16 protein-coding genes are annotated in these 21,225 nt (G+C 60.3%); 7 read left to right on the forward strand and 9 right to left on the reverse strand.

What is annotated here, in order from left to right; genetic code table 11:
- Positions 1 to 82: 82 nt before the first annotated feature.
- Entirely contained in the window at positions 83 to 3,631 is a 3,549-nt protein-coding gene (locus BMZ67_RS03340) for a hypothetical protein (RefSeq protein WP_092020478.1), read from the reverse strand.
- A gap of 231 nt (positions 3,632 to 3,862) precedes the next feature.
- Between BMZ67_RS03340 and BMZ67_RS03345 the strand changes: the two genes are divergently transcribed.
- Together BMZ67_RS03345 and BMZ67_RS03350 are read left to right on the forward strand one after the other, a co-directional pair.
- On the forward strand, positions 3,863 to 4,597 hold the full coding sequence (locus BMZ67_RS03345) for a crotonase/enoyl-CoA hydratase family protein (RefSeq protein WP_092020479.1): 735 nt from the start codon (positions 3,863 to 3,865) through the stop codon (positions 4,595 to 4,597).
- Between the two features lie 108 nt (positions 4,598 to 4,705).
- Complete coding sequence (locus BMZ67_RS03350) at positions 4,706 to 6,229, forward strand: arylsulfatase (RefSeq protein ID WP_092020480.1); 1,524 nt, start codon at positions 4,706 to 4,708, stop codon at positions 6,227 to 6,229.
- A gap of 40 nt (positions 6,230 to 6,269) precedes the next feature.
- On the opposite strand, the gene pdxR is transcribed toward BMZ67_RS03350, so the two are convergent.
- A complete protein-coding gene (gene pdxR, locus BMZ67_RS03355; RefSeq protein WP_092020481.1) occupies positions 6,270 to 7,718 on the reverse strand; it encodes a MocR-like pyridoxine biosynthesis transcription factor PdxR in 1,449 nt (482 codons plus the stop codon).
- A 107-nt stretch (positions 7,719 to 7,825) separates the two neighbouring features.
- Here pdxR and BMZ67_RS03360 point away from each other — a divergent pair, with 107 nt between their 5' ends.
- Positions 7,826 to 8,434: a pyridoxamine 5'-phosphate oxidase family protein gene (locus BMZ67_RS03360; protein WP_092020482.1), complete on the forward strand. Its 609-nt coding sequence runs from the start codon at positions 7,826 to 7,828 to the stop codon at positions 8,432 to 8,434.
- Position 8,435: 1 nt separating this feature from the next.
- On the opposite strand, the gene BMZ67_RS03365 is transcribed toward BMZ67_RS03360, so the two are convergent.
- A complete protein-coding gene (locus BMZ67_RS03365; RefSeq protein ID WP_092020483.1) occupies positions 8,436 to 9,305 on the reverse strand; it encodes a metal-dependent hydrolase in 870 nt (289 codons plus the stop codon).
- Positions 9,306 to 9,418: 113 nt separating this feature from the next.
- Between BMZ67_RS03365 and BMZ67_RS03370 the strand changes: the two genes are divergently transcribed.
- Entirely contained in the window at positions 9,419 to 10,477 is a 1,059-nt protein-coding gene (locus BMZ67_RS03370; RefSeq protein ID WP_217642446.1) for an AraC family transcriptional regulator, read from the forward strand.
- Positions 10,478 to 10,488: 11 nt separating this feature from the next.
- Here the strand turns inward: BMZ67_RS03370 and BMZ67_RS03375 are convergent, their stop codons facing one another.
- Complete coding sequence (locus BMZ67_RS03375) at positions 10,489 to 11,361, reverse strand: LysR substrate-binding domain-containing protein (RefSeq protein WP_092020484.1); 873 nt, start codon at positions 11,359 to 11,361, stop codon at positions 10,489 to 10,491.
- Between the two features lie 193 nt (positions 11,362 to 11,554).
- Here BMZ67_RS03375 and BMZ67_RS03380 point away from each other — a divergent pair, with 193 nt between their 5' ends.
- On the forward strand, positions 11,555 to 12,448 hold the full coding sequence (locus tag BMZ67_RS03380; protein WP_092020485.1) for an aminotransferase class IV: 894 nt from the start codon (positions 11,555 to 11,557) through the stop codon (positions 12,446 to 12,448).
- Positions 12,449 to 12,463: 15 nt separating this feature from the next.
- On the opposite strand, the gene BMZ67_RS03385 is transcribed toward BMZ67_RS03380, so the two are convergent.
- Entirely contained in the window at positions 12,464 to 13,360 is an 897-nt protein-coding gene (locus tag BMZ67_RS03385) for a LysR family transcriptional regulator (protein WP_092020915.1), read from the reverse strand.
- Between the two features lie 131 nt (positions 13,361 to 13,491).
- On the opposite strand from BMZ67_RS03385, the gene metE reads away from it, so the two are divergent.
- Positions 13,492 to 15,771, forward strand: a complete 2,280-nt coding sequence (gene metE / locus BMZ67_RS03390) for a 5-methyltetrahydropteroyltriglutamate--homocysteine S-methyltransferase (RefSeq protein WP_092020486.1) — start codon at positions 13,492 to 13,494, stop codon at positions 15,769 to 15,771.
- Here metE and trpB read toward each other — a convergent pair.
- The 4 genes from trpB to BMZ67_RS03410 form a co-directional block, all read right to left on the reverse strand.
- The gene (trpB, locus tag BMZ67_RS03395) at positions 15,768 to 17,003 is read right to left on the reverse strand and encodes a tryptophan synthase subunit beta (protein WP_217642447.1); all 1,236 of its coding nucleotides are present in this window, start codon (positions 17,001 to 17,003) and stop codon (positions 15,768 to 15,770) included. The two genes, metE and trpB, sit on opposite strands and share 4 nt — an antisense overlap.
- A 164-nt stretch (positions 17,004 to 17,167) precedes the next feature.
- Positions 17,168 to 18,010: a hypothetical protein gene (locus BMZ67_RS03400; RefSeq protein ID WP_092020487.1), complete on the reverse strand. Its 843-nt coding sequence runs from the start codon at positions 18,008 to 18,010 to the stop codon at positions 17,168 to 17,170.
- Complete coding sequence (locus tag BMZ67_RS03405; RefSeq protein ID WP_092020488.1) at positions 18,001 to 18,636, reverse strand: hypothetical protein; 636 nt, start codon at positions 18,634 to 18,636, stop codon at positions 18,001 to 18,003. Before BMZ67_RS03405 ends, BMZ67_RS03400 begins: the two co-directional genes overlap by 10 nt.
- A gap of 157 nt (positions 18,637 to 18,793) precedes the next feature.
- Entirely contained in the window at positions 18,794 to 19,612 is an 819-nt protein-coding gene (locus BMZ67_RS03410) for an RluA family pseudouridine synthase (protein ID WP_092020489.1), read from the reverse strand.
- Between the two features lie 343 nt (positions 19,613 to 19,955).
- On the opposite strand from BMZ67_RS03410, the gene BMZ67_RS03415 reads away from it, so the two are divergent.
- Positions 19,956 to 21,206, forward strand: coding sequence for an ABC transporter substrate-binding protein (locus tag BMZ67_RS03415; RefSeq protein ID WP_092020490.1), 1,251 nt, complete (start codon positions 19,956 to 19,958; stop codon positions 21,204 to 21,206).
- Positions 21,207 to 21,225: the final 19 nt, after the last annotated feature.

The following is a 21,225-nucleotide window of genomic DNA, read 5'->3' on the forward strand; positions in this document are numbered from 1 at the left end:
CAGCAGTCGCTTAAAAGTCGCATCTGCAGGTGCTCATGGTATTAATAAATGATACCTGGAGGTGGTGCAGCGTCGGGGGCAATTAATACCCCCGCACCGCCTTCACCCGATCCTTCACTTGCCGTGACCGGTCGTTGTCGAACACCGCCAACAAATGACCAGACAGCGAGCGTCTACCCAGAATATCCACCAGCGTCGCCCGTTTATCGGCGTTGATCTGTGCCAGCAACGGTTTGAGTTCACCGGAGTTGGCCATGTCTTCCAGGAACCGCTCCGTCTCCCAATAGGGGTAGTCGATGGCGAACAGAACCAGGTGCAAGCGGTTGATGGGCAGTTCCCTCAACCAGCTCATCAACCAGTTGAAGGCGGCGGACTCGTGGTCGTCCTCGCTTTCGTCGAGGCGGGCCATCAGGTCCATCTTGCCCTCCCGCACCTGCTGGTCCAGGTAGCCTGCCTTCACTTCCCCGTGGATTACCTTGTAGCCGCTGTAACTGTGGTTGGCCAGCAGACGCACCAGGCGTTCACGACGTTCGGCGTCGATACACCAGAGGAACTGGGCCAGTGTGTAAGTGCGGAACTCGTCCAGGTCCGGGTCCAGCTCGGGTGACAGACAGGCATGGAACCGCACGGCAATGTCATCGTAGCTCATGTCACCGTTCAGATAGGCCCACAGGTCATTGCTGAGCCGTTGATCCCGTTCCTGACGAGGCGGTAGCGAGTCCAGGGATTCCAGCAGGGTGGCACCCTCGATGCTGTCATCGAACACGATCAGGTGTCCGGACTGCCCCAACTGCTCCGCGGTCGGCACGTCCTGCCACTCGCCACGCAGCAGCACCAGTTCATCCCCTTGTCTTTGCAGCAGGGTCGCATCGATCCAGTCAAAGTCCTCGCAACTGAACAGCTGCAAGGCCTCGGGGCCGGCCAGTCTGACAGGTAACTGGAGGCTTTTAGGCAGCGGTTCGCGGGTGCCTTTGTACAGCAACGCGGATCTGAAGTGCTGGGCCAGCACCTCTTCCCGGCCATGGCTGTTGAGCTGGATGAAAATGTCCAGCGCCCGGCGGAAATGCTGCTCGCCGAGGAAGCCCTGTTCCGGGAACAACAGGGCGCCATGGTTGAGGTAGTCGATTCGGATAGACTCCGGAATGTGCTCGATGCCCCGCAGTAATGCCTCTGCGCGGCGACGGTCGGCGGCCCCGAACATACTGCGGTCGTCGTTGGCGAGGTCGCCGATACGTTCCACCAGGCCGTGGTAGGCGCCGATCCGTTCGCTGTTGTAGCGCAGCCGCTCAACCTGAAAAGCATCGGTGTAGGCCTGGTCGATGCCGTGACGGTTCATCAGTTCGTAGAATTCGATTTCCTGCAGCACGTCTTCGAATTCCACGCGGTAGTCGTCGATGCTGTAGAGTCGGCTGAGGTGGCGGATCACCTTGGTGGGCGCCATAGCCACCAGCATCTGCCACAGTCGTCCGGCAATCGGTCCCTCCGGCAGAGGCAGCTGCTTCAACCAGAAACAGATCAACACTACCCGCTGGTAGTCGTCATCGAAGTCACACAGGAAGTGATAGCTGATCTGCTGTTCGCCCAGTTTGGGGAAATAGCGGTCGGCACGACGGCAAACATCGTCCCGGTGCAGGTGCTGGTTCAGCAGGGCAATCATCGCTGCCTGGTCCAGCTCGGCTTCTGCCTCGGTGAAGTAGTTGCGGATCTGCACCATGTCCTCCGGGCTGAAGCCCACTGACTCGTCTCGGCCTTCTCCCGGAACTTCTGCCCGTCGCAGCATCAGTGTCAGGGCGCGCTGGAATACACCGTCCTGCAGGCGGCTGTGCAGGGCCTGGGTATGAGCATCGCCGACACGGTTGTGGAAGTCTTTGTAGAGCAGGTAGGCGGCAAGACAATCGGTGCCCAGGCTGGGTTCCGGCCAATAGTTGAAGTCGATCAGCTCGCGGCGGGTGAAACTGGCGTTGACCTGTTCCAGCAGGTCCCGGTGGATGTGCTCGTCCATATCTTCGAACTCGCCGAGGGCCTCGGCAAGCTGGCGCTGTTCGCGGCGACTGAGGCTGGAATCCTCCTGGGCCGGCACATTACCGTCGGGATCAAAGCGAGCGAGGAAGCCTTCCCGGGTAAGGACGGGGTGGTAATCCTCGTGCTCGGTGAGCAGTGCGCAGACTTCCTCCGACAGCGGTTGCTTTCCCAGCAGGTGGTGGAAGATCTCCACGATCCGCACCATGATACCGGCGTTGATCACGTCGCGTACGCGGTCCTGGTCGGGGATAACCCGGACCCGGGAAATCATGCCGTTCTCAAACTCGGTCTCCAGGTACTCGCCCTTGTGCAACAGGTCGTGGGCGGGGTATTCCAGCACCTCGTGCAGGTTCTCCAGCAGGTTGTCGTGACTGCCTCGGTTCCAGCAGGCACTGTCGATGACATCGTACAGGGTGGGCGCGTGGGTCTTGCTGTAGGACCACAAGTTGATGTCCGGCAGGCGTTCCAACACATCGCGCCCTTCGCCGGTGCGGGTGTAGTGGATCAGGGCCTGGCCTTCCTCAAAACTGCGGAGGAATTCGTTGACCATGTTGATGCCGCCCAGGAAGCGTTGCAGCTTGAGTTGACGGTCTTCGTAGGCCTCGTACTCCGCCTGCTTGCGACGGGCCTTTTCCGAGATCGTCATCAGCGGTCTGCCCAGGGCGCCTTGCACCAGGTCTTGCAGGTCCATCGCCTCGTTCTCGAGGGTGTCGTGGATGAAGAGCTGACCCAGCAGGGCTTCTTCATCGGCCTCGTCGGGATTGGCGAACTCCGGGAACAGGGTGCGGTAAATCCACAGTACCGGGTTGGCCTTCTCCAGATCATCCTCGTCGTCGTATTGCGCCAGCATCGGTTGGGCGGCAAAGCGTTCGCGAATGAGTTGCTGGAACCGAGGGTAGACGTCCGGGTTGGCCTTCAGATAGTCGCCGAGGGGTTGGTACTGAGCCTTTGAGCTTTCCCAGGAGCAGCCGTAGAAACCAAAGCGGAAGGCCTCGCTGTCGCACCAGACAAAGGCCTTGATCATGTCGTCGCACCAGCCGTAGTGCCTGATCAGCGAAAACAGCATGTTTTCGTAGCCCGTGCAGTGCTCATCGTCCCAGTAAGGAATGAAGAACTGGGCCAGGTAGACCGCATCGGGGCTGTCCAGACGGGCCATCACATACAACGCTTCGGCACCGAACACCCGCATGTCGTCCAGCCACATATCGTTGGTGTCGTTGCAGCGGCGGGCGTGGTTGACGATGGCCTGGGCGGTGTTGCGTACGTCGTCTTTAAGGCAGTCGTGTTCCAGCGCCAGGGCAAACAGGACCGGCTCGGACAGGTAGTAGTCGTCCCGTGAACAGAGCTCGTCCATGGTGAACGGGCCGTCCGGGGTCAGGCTGACGGCGTCGACCACCAATTCGCCATAACGGACTTCATTCGGCTTCAGCAAAACCGGCTCACCACCGCTGGTGTCCATGAAGGCCACGTCGAAATGGCGATAGAACTCGTCGCCGGCGAAGGCCTGCTCGTCGTCCAGCAGTTGCTGGTAATGCTGCAGCGCCTGGCGGATGCTGTCGGTATTGTGGCGATCGAAGTGAATGATCTTGGCTTTGTCGAACTGGTCCATTGGTACGTCTTGCTCCAGATGTCCATGGTGGGCAGGCGGTGATTGGCGCCCCAAAATGGTGCCATTGTGCCCATGTTGTCTGGAGCTGGAAATCCCTGTAACCAATTGAAATCAAATAGATTGAAAAGCTAACTGGTCACTTTGTCTACTAAGTTGGACTGGAGGGCCAACGCCAGCCATTATGACTACTCAATGGTGGATCTGTGGATTTGGTGCCGATAAGGGGGGTGAATGACGAACAAGCCTGTGAATTATGAGCGGAAAGGCTCAGTCGCGGTTATTACACTGGACGATGGCAAATCCAATGCCTTGTCCCCGGTTATGTTAACCGCGCTCAGCGAGGCGTTGGACCGAGCTGAACAGGAGCAGGCGGTAGTTCTGCTGCAGGGACGTGAGGGGATCTTCAGCGCCGGTTTCGACCTCAAGGTACTCAAGCGAGGTGGAACAGATGCGATCGCCATGCTGCGGGGTGGCTTTGACCTGGCGCTTCGGTTGATGTCGTTCCCTACCCCGGTGGTGGTGGCCTGCACGGGCCATGCGATGGCGATGGGGGCGTTTGTGCTGCTCTCCAGCGACTACAGGATCGGGGTGGCTGGTGACTTCAAAGTTGCCACCAACGAAGTGGCCATCGGCATGACCATGCCAAAAGCCGCCGTGGCGATCTGCCAGCAACGGCTGAACCCGGCGCATTTCACCCGTGCGGTTCTGTTGGCCGAAACCTTCACCCCGGAGTCCGCTGTTGCTGCCGGCTTCCTGGACCAGGTGGTGGCGCCGGAAGACGTGCACACGGCGGCCTTCGAGGCGGCGGAGGCCTTGGCCAAACTGGATATGACGGCTCACCACCAGAGTAAGCTGCGCAGCCGGGGACAAACCCTCCGGGCCATGAGAAAAGCCTCGCTCAGCGATACCGGGGATTTTCTATGGGCTGGAGCCAAGCGCTACGCCGGCAAGCTGGTCAGCCGCTAGGCGTACGGGGAGACCTGCCGTCGGCCGTCAACCTTTTGATTTGAATTGCGTTTGGTGGCTATGGACTATACTTGCTAGTTCTTGAATCCGAAATCAAGGATGGGTGTGATGACTCAAATATGGAAGACACTGCTATTGGCCACCCTGACCCTGGGCGCAAGTCTGGCTCAGGCCGCAGAGCGGCCGAACATTCTGATTATCTGGGGTGATGATGTCGGCATGTGGAACATCAGTGCCTACCACCGGGGCATGATGGGGGGCGAAACCCCCAACATTGACCGCATTGCTGCTGGTGGTATGACCTTTATGGACCACTACGCCCAGGCATCCTGTACTGCTGGCCGTGGGGCCTTCATCACCGGCCAGTACCCGCTGCGGTTGGGTTTGTCGACAGTTGGCCTTCCGGGCTCGGACATTGGTCTTCAGGAAGAGGACCCGACACTGGCTGAAATGCTCAAACCGCTGGGCTACGCGACCGGCCAGTTTGGCAAGAACCACCTGGGTGACCGCGACGAACACCTGCCGACCAACCATGGTTTCGATGAATTCTTCGGTATCCTCTACCACCTGAATGCCGGTGAGTACGAAGAACAGGAGGACTACCCTACAGAGGCCATGGCGAAGGCGGGTCTTGGCCAGCGCGGAGTGATTCATGCCCGTGCCACCGGAGATGGTGGTCAGGAGATTGAGGACTTGGGGGGCTTTGGTCGTGAGCGCCAGCGTAACCTCGACCAGGAGGTGTTGGAGCAGTCGGAACGCTTCATCCGCGAAGCGGTGGCTGCGGACAAGCCCTTCTTTGTCTGGCACAACACCACTCGCATGCACTACCGCACCAACCTCAACGAGGATTACGACGGTGTCACCGGCCTTGGCCTCTATGCCGATGGCATGAAGGAAATGGACGACGATGTTGGGGAGCTGCTGAACCTGCTGGAAGAACTGGGGGTGGACGATAACACCGTCGTTATGTTCTCTACCGACAACGGGGCTGCTTCGAATAGCTGGCCTGACGGCGGAAATCATCCGTTCCGGGGTGAGAAAGGCGTGGGAGGTTACGAAGGTGGCTTCAAGGTGCCGATGCTGGTGAGGTGGCCGGGACTGATTCCGGCGGATACCACCACCGGTGAACTCATGACCATGGAAGACTGGGTGCCCACCATCATGGCCCAGCTTGGCCAACCGGATCTCAAGGAGGACCTGCTGGAGGGGCTGGACATCGGTGATACCGAGTACAGGGTACACCTTGATGGCTACGACCAGACCCCCATCCTGACCCAAAGCGGACCGAGCAATCGCCTGGAGTTTTTCTTCTTCACGGAAACCACTTTCCATGGATTACGCTATGGCGAGTGGAAGTTCTTGTTCACCGAGCAGGACCAGTGGTTTAACGGGGTACAGAACCGGTTGACCAGCCCGTTAATCACCCGGCTCGACCTGGACCCGTTCGAGCGCTTCCATGACGCCCGGGGCTTTGATGAATGGCAGGAAAACCGCTCCTGGGCGCTGACACCGGCCATGGCGGTGGTACAGAGCTTTTTCAAATCGTTTGAGGAGTTCCCCCCGCGGCAGCGAAGTGTCGACTTCAATACTGAGCAAATCGTGCAGGACATGATGGCGAACGGTACCCGCTGATCGATACTTTCTGACTGATGCAACCCCCCAGGGCTGCCGCTCAGGCGCGGCCCTGGCCTGCCGAAAGCACTGATGCCAGCGCCTCAACGCAGCCGTCGATTTGCGCCGCGTTGGCGCTGGCAAACCCCATGACCAATCCCTGGCGGCTAGCGGTGCCAATGAAATGAGCACTGAGCGGGGTACTGCCATAGCCCAGATTGCGCAGCTTGCTGCTGACCTCGGCATCGTCGAAGGCGCCCTCCAGCACCAGATGCATGCCGGCGCTTTCCGCCACCGGCGTGACCAGTCCGCTGAGGTGTTCCGTAACCCGTGCCTGGAAATGGGACCATTTGTCCCGGTAAAGCTGGCGCATTCGCCGCAGGTGTCGGCTGAACTGACCGCTGTCCATGAACTCGGCAATGGTCGCCTGGCTCAGCAACGGGGTTTCGCCGCCACTGATCCGTTTATGCCAGACAAACGCTTCCACCAACGCCTCCGGCACGACCAGGTACCCCACCCGCAAGCCCGGTAGCAGGGTTTTGCTGAAACTGCCGACGTACAGCACCGGCGCGTTGTCGAACATACCCTGGATGGCAGCAAAGGGCTTATTGTAGAAGTGGAACTCACTGTCGTAGTCGTCCTCAATGATCCAGGTCTGATTGCGCATGGCCCATTGCACGAGGGCCATGCGCTGGGAAATATCCAGGATGCCGCCCATGGGGTACTGGTGCGTTGGGGTGCAGTACAACAGCTTGGCGGGTCCGAGGCGGGTGAGCGCCTCGACATCGAGCACCTGCTGCTTCAGGGGCACCGGAATCAGGGTGCTGCCATGGCGTTCAAGGGCATAACGGGCTCCGCGATAGCCAGGGTTTTCGCTCAGCACCCGGTCACCCGGCTGCAGGAACACATCGGCAATCAGGGACAGCCCCTGCTGGGCGCCATTGGTGATAATGACTTGGTGTTCGCCGCAACGCAGGCCGCGGGACGATCTGAGGTAGCTGGCAATTGCCTGGCGCAAGGGGCGATAGCCCTGAAAGTCGCCGTATCCCCGCAGGGCTAACCGGCTTTCCTGATGATGCAAGACCCGGTTCCAGGCCCGAATGGGAAAGGCCTCCAGGTCCGGAAGCCCAGGCGAGAACGGCAGGCAGGCTTTACCATCGGCACGTAGTGTACCAGCGGGAGCACCAAGGCGGGGGTCGGGCAACGGCGGCAGGGCGGCGCTGGCGATGGGGCTGGTGTCGGCCTGTTGCTCAAACAGGCGTCGATGGTTGATGTCTTCGTGGACAAAGATGCCCTTGCCTGCCCGGCTTTGCAGGAAACCTTCGGCCTTGAGCTGGTCGTAAACCGCATTGACGGTGTTGCGGCTGATGCCAAGGTCTGCGGCCAGGAGACGGCTGGCGGGCAAGCGACTTCCCGGCGGAAAGCGCTGGTGAAGGATGCGGGCACTCAGCTGCTGGTAGAGCTGTTGTTGCAGGGGCGCGCTGCCCTCAAAACGGATGTCGTCGATCATCGGGCATGCTCCACCAACTGGTCCCATGGTTATTCATAATCTGGATCTTCCGATGGTATCAGATGTTGCTTCTAATAGAGCTATCCCACATCGACAAGGAGTATCTGATGACAGCCATGGAAACGATCCCGAAGACCTCATCGCCATTGAGTTGCTGCCCCCGCAGTCGGGTCAAGCGGGCAGCCAAGCGGGCCAGTTATGAGCGTGAACCGGCCTATGCTCTGATAGACCGTCTGAAGACGGGACATGTGGCCTTCGTTGAGGATGGGGAGCCCAGAATCATCCCCATGACGGTATGGCGGCGGGACGACACCCTTTACTTGCACACCCTCAACGGTGGGCGGCTATCGCAACGACTGGATGCCGGTGACCAGCTGTGCATTTCCTTTGCGGTGACTGAGGAATGGGTGATGAGCAAGTCGGCCTTCCATCACAGTGCCAACTACCAGTCCCTGGTGTTGTTCGGTCAGGCGGCTCGGGTTGTGGATAACGGGGAGTTTGATGAGGCCTTCAAAGCGATCATCAACCAGCTGGAACCCGGTCGCTGGGATCAGGTACGGGAACCCAACACCAAAGAGCGCAAGGCGACCGCACTCTATCGGATCCCCATTGAGGAAGGTGCTTTCAAGAGCCGAACCGGCGGCCCCAACGAGGAGCCGGAAGACATGGCGCTGCCGGTGTGGCACGGAACCCGGCCGGCAGCACTGGAGATCTGATTCAGTTCAGCTTGCTAAGCCACCGTCTCTTGGCTTTCTCCACCAGCCCCCGGGCGTCATGGTTCCAGGGGTGGAAGCTGGGGCTGTAGTACTTGAAATAAGACGGCAGCAGTTTGCGGAACACACCGGGCTTGCCCCACAGGTAGTTCAGCAGGCTGCTCCAGGCTTTCAGGTTGTAAAGCTGGCCGTCTTCTCTCATCAGCTGCGTCAGGTGAATACTGGTGAACACCGGAAACACCACGCTGACCACAAGCATTTCCGACAGACGTACCCATTCGCTGCCGCCAATGGATTTGTAGACGTCAAAGGCGACCGCCTTGTGCTCCGATTCCTCAATGGCATGCCAGGCCCAGATTGGCGCGATGCGTGGGTCCATCTCGTCAAGGGCGTCGTACTTGAGGAGGAACTCCTCGGCCATTAACGCGGTGAAGTGTTCAACGGCCACGGTGTGGGCCAGCTGACGTTCCGGCGTGAACTTTTCCCGCATCCAGTCCATGAAGTCCTGGATCTCGCGCTCCAGGCGTTGCAGGTTGATCCCCTGCTCCTGCAGGTACCCGTTCAGCGCCTTGTGCTCTTTCGAGTGGTGGGCCTCCTGGCCGATAAAGCCCCGGATGGCCTGTTGCAGTTCGGGGTCGGTGATGCGGTCCTGATAATGGCGCACGGAGTCGATAAAGAACCGTTCACCCGGTGGGAAGCCCGAGGACAGAGCGGCCAGCAGCAGTGTTTTAGCGGGGTTGTTGTCCCACCAGTATTTGGGCATGTCGCTGGAAAAGTCGAATTCCGGGCGTCGGATCTGGGGAATCATACCGACAGGTGTGGCGGACTTCAGACGGGAACCGGCGGCACGGGCAATCGTTGCGATGGCGTTCATGACAGGACTCCTGAGAATCTCACATTTTTTGTAGTCTGGCCCCTACAGTACTGGTAGGTCCTTCTGGTGCGTGAGATGCTGCGTGGACAAAGCTCTTGTCATTGGTGGCCAGTGTGTCTGAATTGGACGTCTTGAATGGCCTGGACGTCCAGCCTCCCTGGATGCACCAGGTAAACCAACCTGTGACCTATCCCCGCATGTTTGTGGAGGTGGCGCAGGATTATGGCGTGAGCCGGGAACAGGTGCTCAGGTACGCGGGCCTCCCCGCCAATATCCTGGATGACCCCGCCGGTCGTTTGTCTCTGCTGGAAACCTGGAAGGTTCTCCTGGCCAGCCTCTGCCTGACCGGCGATCCGACCCTGGGGTTCCAGAATGGTTTACGGTTGCCCCTGACTGCCCACGGCAGTTTGGGTTATGCCCTGATGTGCGCGTCGACAGCTCGGGAGGCACTCACCATCTTGGAGCGGTTCTGGCACGTTCGGGGCCGAGGCGTATTGCTGATGGTGTCCGAAACCAATGATGCCCCGTTCTTTGAGCTGGTGCCGGAATTGCCCATGCCGTCAGCGCTTCGGGACCTGGCGTTCAGTTCCATGTTGACCAGTATGTATAGAGGAATGCAGTTCGTGCTCCCAATGCTGCCGGCCAGCAGCGAAATCTGGCTGCAGGGAGCAGAGCCGGCCGGTTTCCAGCGTTGGCAACCGCAACTGCCGGCCGTTCATTTTGACATGCCTCGGGCAGGGATCGTGTTACAGGGCGACCGCAGTTGGCTGGACCAGCCGCTCCCGACCGCCAACCCCGAAGCCCTGGCCCAGGCCATCGCTCAGTGTGAGCGGGAAAACGCCCTGCTTGATGCGGTGGACGATGTGGTCCGGCAGACCCGCGCGGCGCTTTCGTTAGAGGGGGGTGGCTACCCGACGCCGGAACAGTTGGCGGACAAGTTGCACCTGACGCCGCGCACCCTGCGCCGACGTTTGCAGGATCAGGGTCAAAGCTACCGGGATATGCTGGAAGAAGCTCGCTGCCGTGATGGCTGCCAGCTGCTGGCTAATCCCGACTTGGAAATCCAGCGCATCAGTGAATTACTGGGCTACAACGACCCGGCAAACTTCACCCGTGCCTTCAAGTCCTGGATGGGGGTGACACCCAGTGAATGGCGGGCACAACGGTTGTGAAAGGAGTGTCGCTATACCTGCGAGTGCAGCCACTTGCGCAGCAATTCCAAGCGTCGGTCTTCCCGTAGCCCGTCCGGGTACACCAGGTAAAACCCCGCGCCGTCATTGACCGGGTTGTTGAACACCGATTCCAGTCGTTCGGCCCGTACCGCACTGTGGGCCAGCTCGCATACCGCAATCGTGACGCCAACTCCATCGGCCGCCGCTTGCAGGGTGAGGCCGCCGGAATCCACCGTAGTGATCATGCCCGGTTCGACGGGACCGCCAGGCAGGTTGTGTAACCATTGTCGCCAGTTCAGGCAATGGCGGGAGATAAACAGATTGGCGGACTGGATCCTGGCAACCCGTTCAGCGTGGCTGCCCGTGGCGAAACCGGGTTTGGCGTAGAGGTCGATTTGGGCCTCGAACAGCAACTCGGCATTCAGCCCGGGCCATTGTCCGGTGCCATACCAAATGCCGGCATCTGCTGCGCCTGCTGCGAGGTCGACGTCGTCCTGGGTGGTGGAGATATCGAGGGAAAAGCCTTCTCGCTCGAATGGGTAGCGGTGAAGCCTGGGGGACAGCCAATTGGTGGCGAAGGCCGGTAACATGTTCAGCCGCAATGGGCCGGACTGGCGCTGATCCCGCATCTGGGCGACGCCTTCAGCAATGCGCTGGAAGCCCTGGTTGAGCGACGGTGCCAGTTGCCGGCCGGCTTCGGTCATCTGCAGCCCGGCCCCGACGCGCCGCAGCAGTTCCACCCCCAGGGTATCTTCCAGCGACCGGATCTGGTGACTCACCGCCGATGGCGTGACACCGAGTTCTTCCGCCGCGCCCTTGATGGACAGGTGTCGTGACGCCGCCTCGAAAGCGCGCAGGGCGTTGAGTGGAACAGGAATGCGCATGGGCCGATCCGTCTCCCGAGTGTCTGGATGGTGTGGATAGAGCGTGTGGATGGATAGATTACCCCATTCCACGGGGCCTGGCCTGTACGTGAGTTTTTCTCACCCCTGACTGAGACTTTCTCGCTCGGCCTGCCTCAGGTCGCGGCGTACTCTATTGCACTCACTCTCATTCCCCAACTCGAGGCAGGCAACCATGGACGCACCAGCACAAACCCGCAGCCCTTCCCCCACTCCTTACTGGAAAAACGGCCAGATGGTCGGTACGGCTGATGCCGTGGTGTCGGTGTTTGACCATGGGCTGCTCTATGGGGATGGCTGCTTCGAGGGCCTGCGCTTCTATGGTCGTCGTCCCTTCCGTCTGGACCGCCACCTGCAGCGCCTGCGCCGGTCACTGCGGGCGTTGGCCATCGACATTCCCTACAGCGAGGACGACCTGGCGCAAGCGGTGGCCGATTGCATCGACCATTCCGGCCAGGATCAGGGCTACCTGCGCATCCTGGTGACCCGGGGCGAAGGGGATCTGGGGCTGAACCCGGCCAACTGTCGGTCGCCGAGCGTGTTCATCCTGGCCTCGCCGTTGGCCCTGGTCAGTGACGAGGCGCGCCAGCAGGGCATTACCCTGATCACCAGCAGCATCAAACGAATGGTGGGCTCTGGCCTGGACCCGCGGGTGAAGACGCTCAATTACCTGCACTCCATCCTCGCCCGGGCCGAGGCCAATGCGGCAAAGGTGGATGAAGCGATCCTGCTCAACCAGTTTGGCCAGGTGGCCGAATGCAGTGCCGAAAACCTGTTTATCTTTGATGGCACGCACTTGCTGACGCCTCCCCTGCAAGACGGGGCGCTGGGCGGCATTACCCGGGAAACGGTGATGGAGCTGGCGGTGGCGGAAGGCATTCCCTGTCGTGAGCAGTCACTGACCGGCTACGACCTCTACAACGCCCGGGAGTGCTTCCTGTGCGGGAGCGGGGCCCGGTTGATTCCGGTCAGAGCGATCGATGGCCGGACGCTGGCAACCTGCCCAGGCGATGTCTACCTGCGGGTGAGCGGGGCCTTTCAGGCACTCATCGCCAAAGCCTGCGGCTGATTCCGGCACGACGGCTCAGGCGCGTAGGTTGTTGCTCTGATGGGCGATCTCGATGAACCCCTGGATAAAATCCAGGTCATTGTCGTCGGCGCGGACGCCAACATGAATCTGCTTCTGGATGCCCTGTGCGCCCAGGCGCAGGGGGGTGACCGGCACTTTGTGCCGGTATTCATCCACCAGCCAGTTGGGGAACGCGGCCACGCCGCGGCCCGCCGCCACCATCTGCATGATGATGTCGGTGGTTTCCAGGGTCTTGTGCTGTTTCGGGCTGCATCCGGCCGGCAGCAGGAACTGGTTGAAGACGTCCAGCCGGTCGATCTCGACCGGGTAGCTGATCAGGGTTTCCGAGGCCAGTTGCTCAGGCAGCACCCGGCCTTTTGAGGCCAACGGGTGGCCGTTGCCCACCACCAGCACCTGTTCGTAGTCAAACACCGGGGTGAAGGCAATGCCGTCCTTGAACAGCGGGTCCGGGGTGATCAGTACATCAATGTCGTAGCCAAACAGCGCCGCCATGCCGCCAAACTGGAAGGCCTGCTTCACATCCACGTCCACATCCGGCCAGGCCGCCAGGAACGGAGTGACCGTTTTCAACAGCCACTGGTAGCAGGGGTGGCATTCCATCCCGATGCGCAGGGTACCGCGCTGGCCGGCGGCGTACTGCTGCATCAGCACCTCGGCATGCTCGAACTGGGGCAGCAGCCGGTTGGCCAGTCCCAGCAGGTAGTGGCCGGCGCGGGTGAGCCGTAGCTGCCGCCCCTCCTTCACCCACACTGTTGTGCCCAGCTGCTGTTCCAGTTTCTTGATGGCGTGGCTGAGGGCGGACTGGGTCAGGCACAGTCGTTCGGCGGCGTCTGTCAGTGTGCCACAGCGGTCCACTTCCCTGAGGATTGCCAGGTGAGATCGTTCCAGCATCGGGTGCCAGGCCTCCATTCCGATGAATTTTATTCATTGATTGATGACTAATTACCATTATTTTTCATCGATTAAAAACCCTAACCTGATTTCCATCTTCAATAACCCCTTTTCAACGGGATGGATGGATCATGGCAATTACACACAACCTGGGTTTCCCGCGCATTGGCGCGCGGCGAGAGCTGAAATTTGCACTGGAAGACCATTGGCGCGGCGGTCTGTCTGCCGATGAGCTACTGACGCTGGCTGGCGGCCTGCGGAAAGACCACTGGCAGTTGCAGGCCGGCCTGGACTGGCAGCCAGTGGGGGATTTCTCGCTGTACGATCAGATCCTCGATATGAGCGTGACCCTGGGCAACCTGCCGCCTCGGGTGCGGGAGCTGGGCGGCGATGAACTGACCGCCTATTTCCGTACCGCCCGCGGCCGGGCTCCGGCAGATTCCAGTGAGCGGGTGGTGGCTGCCGGCGAGCTGACCAAGTGGTTCGATACCAACTACCACTACATCGTGCCAGAGTTCTCCGCCGACACCACCTTCACCCTCAATCCGGCACGTCTGCTGGCCCAGATTGAAGAGGCCCAGAAGCAGGATGTACCGGTCAAGCCGGTGATTATTGGGCCGCTTACCTATCTTTGGCTGGGTAAGGCCAAGGATGGCAGTGATCCATTAGCGCTGCTGGATAACCTGCTGCCGGTGTATGCGGACTTGCTCCAGGCAATCGGCCAGGCGGGTGTGGAGTGGGTGCAGGTGGACGAACCGATTCTGGTCACCGAACTGCCGGAAGCCTGGCAGCGGGCCTTCCACCTGGCCTACAAGGCTCTTGCCGGGGTGGGGCCGAAGAAGCTGCTGACCACCTACTTCGGCCGCTTGGCGGATAACCTTGAACTGGCCCGGACCCTGTCGGTCGACGGTTTGCACCTGGACGCCTTGGCCAACCTCGACCACGTTGAGCGCCTGGCTAATCAACTCCCGGACGAACGGGTGCTGTCGCTGGGGGTGATCAACGGTCGTAACATCTGGAAGAGTGATCTCAATGCCCTGCTCAATCAGCTGGAGCCGCTGCAACAAAAGCTGGGTGACCGATTGTGGCTGGCCCCCACCTGTTCCCTGCTGCACGTACCGGTGGATCTCGATTCGGAACAACGGATCGATCCGGAGATCCGGCAATGGCTGGCCTTCGCCCGCCAGAAGCTGGATGAGTTAACGACGCTGGCGACGGCGCTGAACCAGGGCCGGGACGCGGTGCAGGAAGTGTTGGCGGCCAACGCCGAGGCGCTGCGTAGCCGCCGTGAGTCGGACCGGGTCAACCGGGCGGCGGTCAAGGCCCGTTTGCAGTCGGTGGATGGGCGCTGGGGTCAACGGCAGAGTGTGTTTTCCGAGCGTATCCGCCTGCAGCAGGATCGGCTCAGCCTGCCGCCATACCCAACCACCACCATCGGTTCCTTCCCTCAGACCGGTGATATCCGTCAGATTCGTCGCCGCTACCGTCAGGACGAGCTGGACGAGCGCCGCTACCAGGCCTGCATCCAGCACGAGATTGCCCGCTGTATCCGCGAGCAGGAAGCGCTGGGGCTGGACGTACTGGTCCATGGTGAGGCGGAACGAAACGACATGGTGGAGTACTTTGGCGAACAGCTGGACGGCTATGCCTTCAGCCAGTTTGGCTGGGTCCAGTCCTACGGCTCCCGCTGCGTCAAGCCGCCGATCCTGTATGGTGATATTCAGCGCCCGAATGCGATGACCGTGGACTGGATTCGTTATGCACAGGCGCTCACCGACAAGCCAGTCAAGGGCATGCTCACCGGTCCGGTCACCATGCTCAACTGGTCCTTTGTCCGCGATGACCAGCCACGCTCGGTCACCTGTATCCAGCTCGCCCTGGCGATCCGTGATGAAGTGCTGGACCTGGAACGGGCCGGGGTGAACATCATCCAGATCGACGAGGCCGCCTTGCGGGAAGGTTTGCCGTTGAAGCGGTCGCAGTGGCAGGACTACCTGGACTGGGCGGTGGATGCCTTCCGTCTGGCGGCCAATGGTGTGGCGGATACGACCCAGATCCACACCCACATGTGTTATTCGGAGTTCAATGACATCATCGAGGCCATTACCCGGATGGATGCAGACGTCATTACCATCGAAACGTCACGGTCGGATATGGAGCTGCTGGCGGCATTCGACCGCTTCCAGTATCCCAATGACATCGGGCCAGGGGTGTACGACATCCATTCGCCGAACATCCCCAGCCACGATGAGATTGTCGGGTTGATGACCAAGGCCGCCCAGCGGATTCCCGCGGAACGGCTGTGGATCAACCCGGATTGCGGCCTGAAAACCCGGGGCTGGCAGGAAGTGGTACCAGCCCTGGAGAACATGGTGGCGGCCGCCCGCACCCTGCGTGAAGCCGCGGTTTAGTTGGCGAGGTTGACGCCATAGGCGTCGCCGTAGTGCTCGACCACGAAGTCGATGTCCTTGTCGCCACGTCCGGACAGGTTCACCAGGATGCTTTCACCCGGGTGAGCCTTGGCCAGTTTCAGGGCGTAGGCGACCGCGTGTGACGACTCGATGGCCGGGATGATGCCCTCGGAGCGGGACAGCTCGAAGAACGCGTCGATGGCTTCCTGGTCGTTGATGGCGTCGTAGCTGACCCGGCCACTGTCCTTGAGGAAGCTGTGCTGGGGCCCGACGGAGGGGTAGTCCAGGCCACTGGCCACGGAGTAGACTTCCTGCGGTTCGCCGTCGGCATCTTTCAGCATGTACGACTTAAAGCCATGCATGATGCCCGGCTCGCCTTTGGTCATGGTGGCCGCGTGTTCACCCTCGGTGTTCAGATCCCGGCCAGCGGGTTCAACGCCCCAAAGCTTGACGGACGGATCATCAAGGAATGCGGAGAAAATGCCCATGGCATTGGAGCCGCCACCGACACAGGCCACCACGTTATCCGGCAGTTTGCCGGTCTGTGTCTGCATCTGGGTACGGGCTTCGTTACCGATGATGGACTGGAAATCCCGCACCATCATTGGGAACGGATGGGGCCCGACCACGGAACCGATGGCGTAGAGTTGGGTAATGGGGTCTTTCAGGTAGGCTTCGAACGCCGCATCGACGGCTTCTTTAAGCGTCTTGCGGCCATGAGTGGCGGGAATGACCTTGGCGCCGAGGATCGCCATACGCACCACATTGGGGTGCTCTTTTTTGATATCCACTTCACCCATGTAGATATCGCACTCCAGGCCCACCAGCGCAGCGGCGGTCGCCAGTGCCACACCATGCTGACCGGCACCGGTTTCGGCAATTAACTTCTTCTTGCCCATCTTCTTGGCGAGCAGGGCTTCACCCAGGCAGTGGTTGATCTTGTGGGCACCGGTGTGGTTCAGATCTTCCCGCTTGAGGAAAATGTCGGCACCGAACTTGCGGCTGAGGTTCTTGGCGTGGAACACCGGGCTGGGACGGCCAACGTAATGGCTGTAGAGCTCAGCCAGTTCGCGGCGGAATTCAGGGTCTTCACGGATCTCCAGGTAGGCCTCGGTGATCTCGTCCATCACCGCCTTGAGCTGGTCTGGAATAAAGCTGCCACCGTACTCGCCAAAGTAGCCATCGGCGTTGGGGAGAGTGTGGTGAAAGGTATTGGTGATGGTGTCGCTCATTGCGCGCTCCTGAAAAGTGGCCCGTTGCCCGGTTTGTTGTTCGTTCCGGCGTTGACTGCCCTCGGCCCGAAGATCAGGGCCGAGGGCTCAACAGTATATCGGATTGCGCAAAGCAGGTGTTGGGCCTGTGCGTGGGACAGGTCCCGGACAGCCCTGGGAAAGGGCTACCGGCGCCGTTTGCGGAACCACAACAGTGGCAGCAGGCCGAGGACCAGCCAGTGGCCTGCTCCGCCGCCGCCATTATTGGTTCTATGGGGGGCAAACGCCTGACGTTCGAGTGCTGCGACCTGGGATTCGATGTCGTCCAGCATTGATTCAATATCATCGGCCGTGGCCTGCTGTTCGGTGATCAGGCTGGCTTCCATCTGGGACTTGATGACCACATCGGTCTGGGCGATGGCGTTAGCGATCTGGGCCAGGCGACGCAGGACCGTGTTGCTGCCGACGCTGACTTCGCCATCCGCCAGCTCGCTGTCACCCCCAATGGACACGCCCCCGTTGGCGGTACTGGACAGTTCGACGCCGGTGAGCCGGGCGTAATCGGTCAAGGGAGCGCAATTTGCGGCTTCCGCCTGCTGCCCGGCCGGGATGGTTCCGACGACAACGGGGTTAAATGGGTCACTGCAATCGTAATCCGGCGCGGTGCCGTCACTGATGACCGCCACTTTTTCGGTGCCATAGAGCTGGATGTAGAACCGGCTATCACCACCATTGGCCGACTCGTTAGCATCAACGCGCCAGGAATTGCCCAGCTCGCCGTCGAGGTAGCCATTTTCCCGGTCGTGGCGAACGGTCTCGGTGGTGGCGGAAGTATCCAGCCAGCGAATGCGCAGGTTGTTTTCCTTGAGCACCAGGCTGTGGTCGGTGAAGGCTTCGCCGTTTACGCAGTCAATGCCAAGGCACTGGTTGCCCTGTACCACAACATCGTCAGCCTTGATCACGTCTGCGGAAGCTGGGGCGCCAAGCGCCAGCACCATCGTTACCGCCAGGGTGCGTGTCAGTGCCATGGGTCACCGTCCTGGTCGATGGCCTGTGTCTGTGCGACTTTATCCGCAACACGATCCAGGCGATCCAGCAACGCGGCCATCCGGGCCTCAAAACCGTCCAGGCGGTTGTTCAGTGCCTCAATGTCCTGTTGTGTCGCTGCCTCGGCGGTTGTCTGGAATGCCTCGAACTGGCGCAGGTTGACCGCGTCGGTGTCGTTGACGGCATCCGCGACGTGGCTGACACGCCGTTCACTGCCCAGGTTACCCACCGAAACAGCGCCTTCAACCAGTTCGGCACCAGTGCCCAGGGCGACATCGCCGTCCGGCGAGATCACCAGGACGTCCTGGCTGGCCGTTTCACTGCGAATAAAGAACGAGGTCCGTGATGCCATGCCGCCGTCGGTGATGCCCATGCTCCAGTCTTCCGAGGGAAAACTGGCAGAATTGCTGGTATCCCAGAAGTGGATTTGCGGGGTGGGTGATTTCAGTCGCAGCGTATCGAAGTCGAAGTCTTCGCCATCGACACAGTCCGCTCCCACGCACATGCTGCTTTGGACGATGAGGTCATCGACGATCACTTCATCGGCACTGGCCACCATCGTCAGGGTCAGTGCCAACCCACCTGCTATAAAACGTAACGCGCCCATTGCCTATCCCTTCTGAGTTAAACGAATCCCTGAACCGGTGGTTGTACGGTCAGCGTCCTGGAAAATAAGCTGGGAAATTAGCGGATCATGCTAAAGGTTACAAATGCTAAATTGTTAAATATCAGCCTGGTTGGCAAGCGGCATTGGCGGCGGCCGTTCAGGTCTCTGCCTGTGGGGCCAGTTGCAGCTGTTCCGGCAGCGTTATACGGACCGGCCGGTGCCTTAGCGGGCACTGGAATTCCAGTTCAACGGCAACCAGCTGCAGGGGCTGTGGTGTGCCCTGGCCATACAACCGGTCGCTCACAATCGGGTGGCCAATGCCGGCAAGGTGACGGCGAATCTGATGCTTGCGTCCGGTTTCGATGGTGACGGAAACCAGGGTTTGGTTGTCGGCCTGGCTCAGGGTGCTTACTCGGCTCACCGCGGCTTTACCCTCAACCGGCGCCTCAATCAGCCGATCGTCTGCCGCAAGTTGTCCACAGACCCAGGCCTGGTAGACCTTGCGGATGGTGCGGCCCTGAAACAGCTTGGACAGTTCTCCGGCGGCCTTGGGGTCGTGGGCGATGACCATCAGACCGGCGGCATCGGCATCCAGCCGGTGTACCAGAAAGCAGTCGCGGCCGGTTTTCTGTTCAGCCCAGCGCAGCAGGCTGCAGTGATCGCCCCACTGGGAGCCCTGGGCGAGCATGCCGTGGGGTTTGTACCAGACGCTGTAACGCTTGTTGTCGAGCAGGCATTCAGCGGGCGAGGGCTTCAGTGCCAGCACCTTGTCATCGTAGTAGAGGGTCATCCGGATACCGGGCTGCATCGCCTTGGTCGCCCGCCTCAGTCGCAGCTGTTTCCCTTTATAGGTCCACCAGCAGGCGCCTTTGGTCATCGCGTCCTTGATTCGCCCCTTGGACAGGCCAGTGTGTTCTGCCAAAGCGTCGGCGGCGGTCTGGGGCTCGGTGACGGTAAGTTCGAAGGTTTGTCGCATGGCTCGGGCCGGGTTTGATTAGGGCCGACCATTTTAAGCGTATTGGGCGGGTTTGTGGGCAATGATCTTGTCTTCGCGCCGGTCATGGCGATAAAAGCGCGTACCGGGGTAGATAGTTTTCCAATTGTTGAGCCAGATCAATGCCTCTGGTGCGGGTGAAACACATCCTTACCGCCGCTTTCGATCTGTTACCCAATCTTCCACCTAAGTCCCATTGTTGGTTCGCTACCGGGTGCTGACACTAATCGATCGAATAAGGAACTATAAATGCTGACAACTTTGGCCGGCTGAGAGGTGCAGGAGCGGGTGGTCAGTCGTTGTTGCCAACTGGAGACCTGCCAACATGTATTTTAGAAAGCTGCTCTTAACGGTTTGTCTGCTGGTGATGACCAGCACCGGTGTGACCGCCGAGCCCCTCAAGATAGGCTTCAATTATCCTCAAACTGGTCGCTACAAAGACCAGGGCCTGCAACAACGGCTGGGGGCATTTCTTGCTGTGGAAGAAATCAACCAGGCGGGGGGGGTAATGGGCCGCCCTTTGGAACTGGTCATTCGCAACACCCGGGGCGAGCCGGATCAGGGAGCGGACAACACCGCTGAGTTGATCGATCGCGAGGGTGTGGAGATGGTTTTCGGCGGTGTTTCCAGTGCGGTCGCCATCGCCTCGGGACAGGCTGCCCGCGAACGGGATCGGCTCTATTTCGGTACCCTCACCTATTCCAATGCCACCACTGGTAGTGAAGGCCACCGGCACATGTTTCGTGAGCCCTACAATGCCTGGATGACGGCGCGGGCCCTGGGCCAGTACCTCAACGTCAACCACGCTGATGATGACTACTTCTACGTGACGGCTGATTACACCTGGGGCTGGTCGGTGGAAGAGTCGCTGCGGGCCTTCTCGAACACCACCGATACGGCTCAGCATCCGGGTGTCCGTACACCGTTCCCCCGGGCGCTGACCAGTGATTTCCGTGGTGCCCTGGAACAGGCGCAGGCCTCCAATGCGAAGGTGTTGGTACTGGTGCTGTTTGGCGACGACATGGTGCGGGCGGTGAACCTGGCTCATGAACTGGGGCTGACCGAGACCATGCAGGTGGTGGTGCCCAACCTTACCCTGGGCATGGTTCGCCAGGTTGGCCCAACGATTATGGAGGGGGTTGTCGGAGGCGCGCCGTGGGTGTGGAACCTGCCTTATGAACATAATTATGAGCGCGGGGTGGCATTCGTTGAAGCCTTCTCCGAGCGCTACGACATGCGTCCGTCATCCGCTGCAGCGTCGGCCTATAGCATTGTCTACCAGTACCGGGATGCGGTGGAGCGGGCGCGCAGCACGGATACCCGTGCGGTGACACGGGCGCTGGAGGGGCATCGTTACAGCCTGCTGAAAGACGAGCAATATTGGCGTGATTTCGATCACCAGAATGTTCAGACTGTTTATGTGGTGCGGATCAACTCCCGAGAAACGGTAATGGCGGACCCTTATGGTTCAGGTTACTTTAGCATCATCGCTTCGCTGTCCGGTGATGAGGCTGTGCAAACTCGGGAGGAATGGGTTGCACGGCGCCGGGAGGCGGGTAAACCACCGACGTTGTAGCACCATGAGGATGTGGCGC

Origin of the sequence: Marinobacter zhejiangensis (genome assembly GCF_900114775.1) — a bacterium.
Taxonomy (GTDB): domain Bacteria; phylum Pseudomonadota; class Gammaproteobacteria; order Pseudomonadales; family Oleiphilaceae; genus Marinobacter; species Marinobacter zhejiangensis.

Excerpts from the sequence above, each read along its gene's own strand:
- BMZ67_RS03345 (WP_092020479.1), top strand. The coding sequence starts at position 3,863 with ATGACGAACAAGCCTGTGAATTATGAGCGGAAAGGCTCAGTCGCGGTT.
- BMZ67_RS03400 (WP_092020487.1), bottom strand. The coding sequence starts at position 18,010 with ATGGCACTGACACGCACCCTGGCGGTAACGATGGTGCTGGCGCTTGGC.
- BMZ67_RS03365 (WP_092020483.1), bottom strand. The coding sequence starts at position 9,305 with ATGAACGCCATCGCAACGATTGCCCGTGCCGCCGGTTCCCGTCTGAAG.
- trpB (WP_217642447.1), bottom strand. The coding sequence starts at position 17,003 with ATGAGCGACACCATCACCAATACCTTTCACCACACTCTCCCCAACGCC.
- BMZ67_RS03350 (WP_092020480.1), top strand. The coding sequence starts at position 4,706 with ATGACTCAAATATGGAAGACACTGCTATTGGCCACCCTGACCCTGGGC.
- BMZ67_RS03385 (WP_092020915.1), bottom strand. The coding sequence starts at position 13,360 with ATGCTGGAACGATCTCACCTGGCAATCCTCAGGGAAGTGGACCGCTGT.
- BMZ67_RS03375 (WP_092020484.1), bottom strand. The coding sequence starts at position 11,361 with ATGCGCATTCCTGTTCCACTCAACGCCCTGCGCGCTTTCGAGGCGGCG.
- BMZ67_RS03360 (WP_092020482.1), top strand. The coding sequence starts at position 7,826 with ATGACAGCCATGGAAACGATCCCGAAGACCTCATCGCCATTGAGTTGC.
- BMZ67_RS03415 (WP_092020490.1), top strand. The coding sequence starts at position 19,956 with ATGTATTTTAGAAAGCTGCTCTTAACGGTTTGTCTGCTGGTGATGACC.
- BMZ67_RS03380 (WP_092020485.1), top strand. The coding sequence starts at position 11,555 with ATGGACGCACCAGCACAAACCCGCAGCCCTTCCCCCACTCCTTACTGG.
- BMZ67_RS03410 (WP_092020489.1), bottom strand. The coding sequence starts at position 19,612 with ATGCGACAAACCTTCGAACTTACCGTCACCGAGCCCCAGACCGCCGCC.
- BMZ67_RS03340 (WP_092020478.1), bottom strand. The coding sequence starts at position 3,631 with ATGGACCAGTTCGACAAAGCCAAGATCATTCACTTCGATCGCCACAAT.
- pdxR (WP_092020481.1), bottom strand. The coding sequence starts at position 7,718 with ATGATCGACGACATCCGTTTTGAGGGCAGCGCGCCCCTGCAACAACAG.
- metE (WP_092020486.1), top strand. The coding sequence starts at position 13,492 with ATGGCAATTACACACAACCTGGGTTTCCCGCGCATTGGCGCGCGGCGA.
- BMZ67_RS03405 (WP_092020488.1), bottom strand. The coding sequence starts at position 18,636 with ATGGGCGCGTTACGTTTTATAGCAGGTGGGTTGGCACTGACCCTGACG.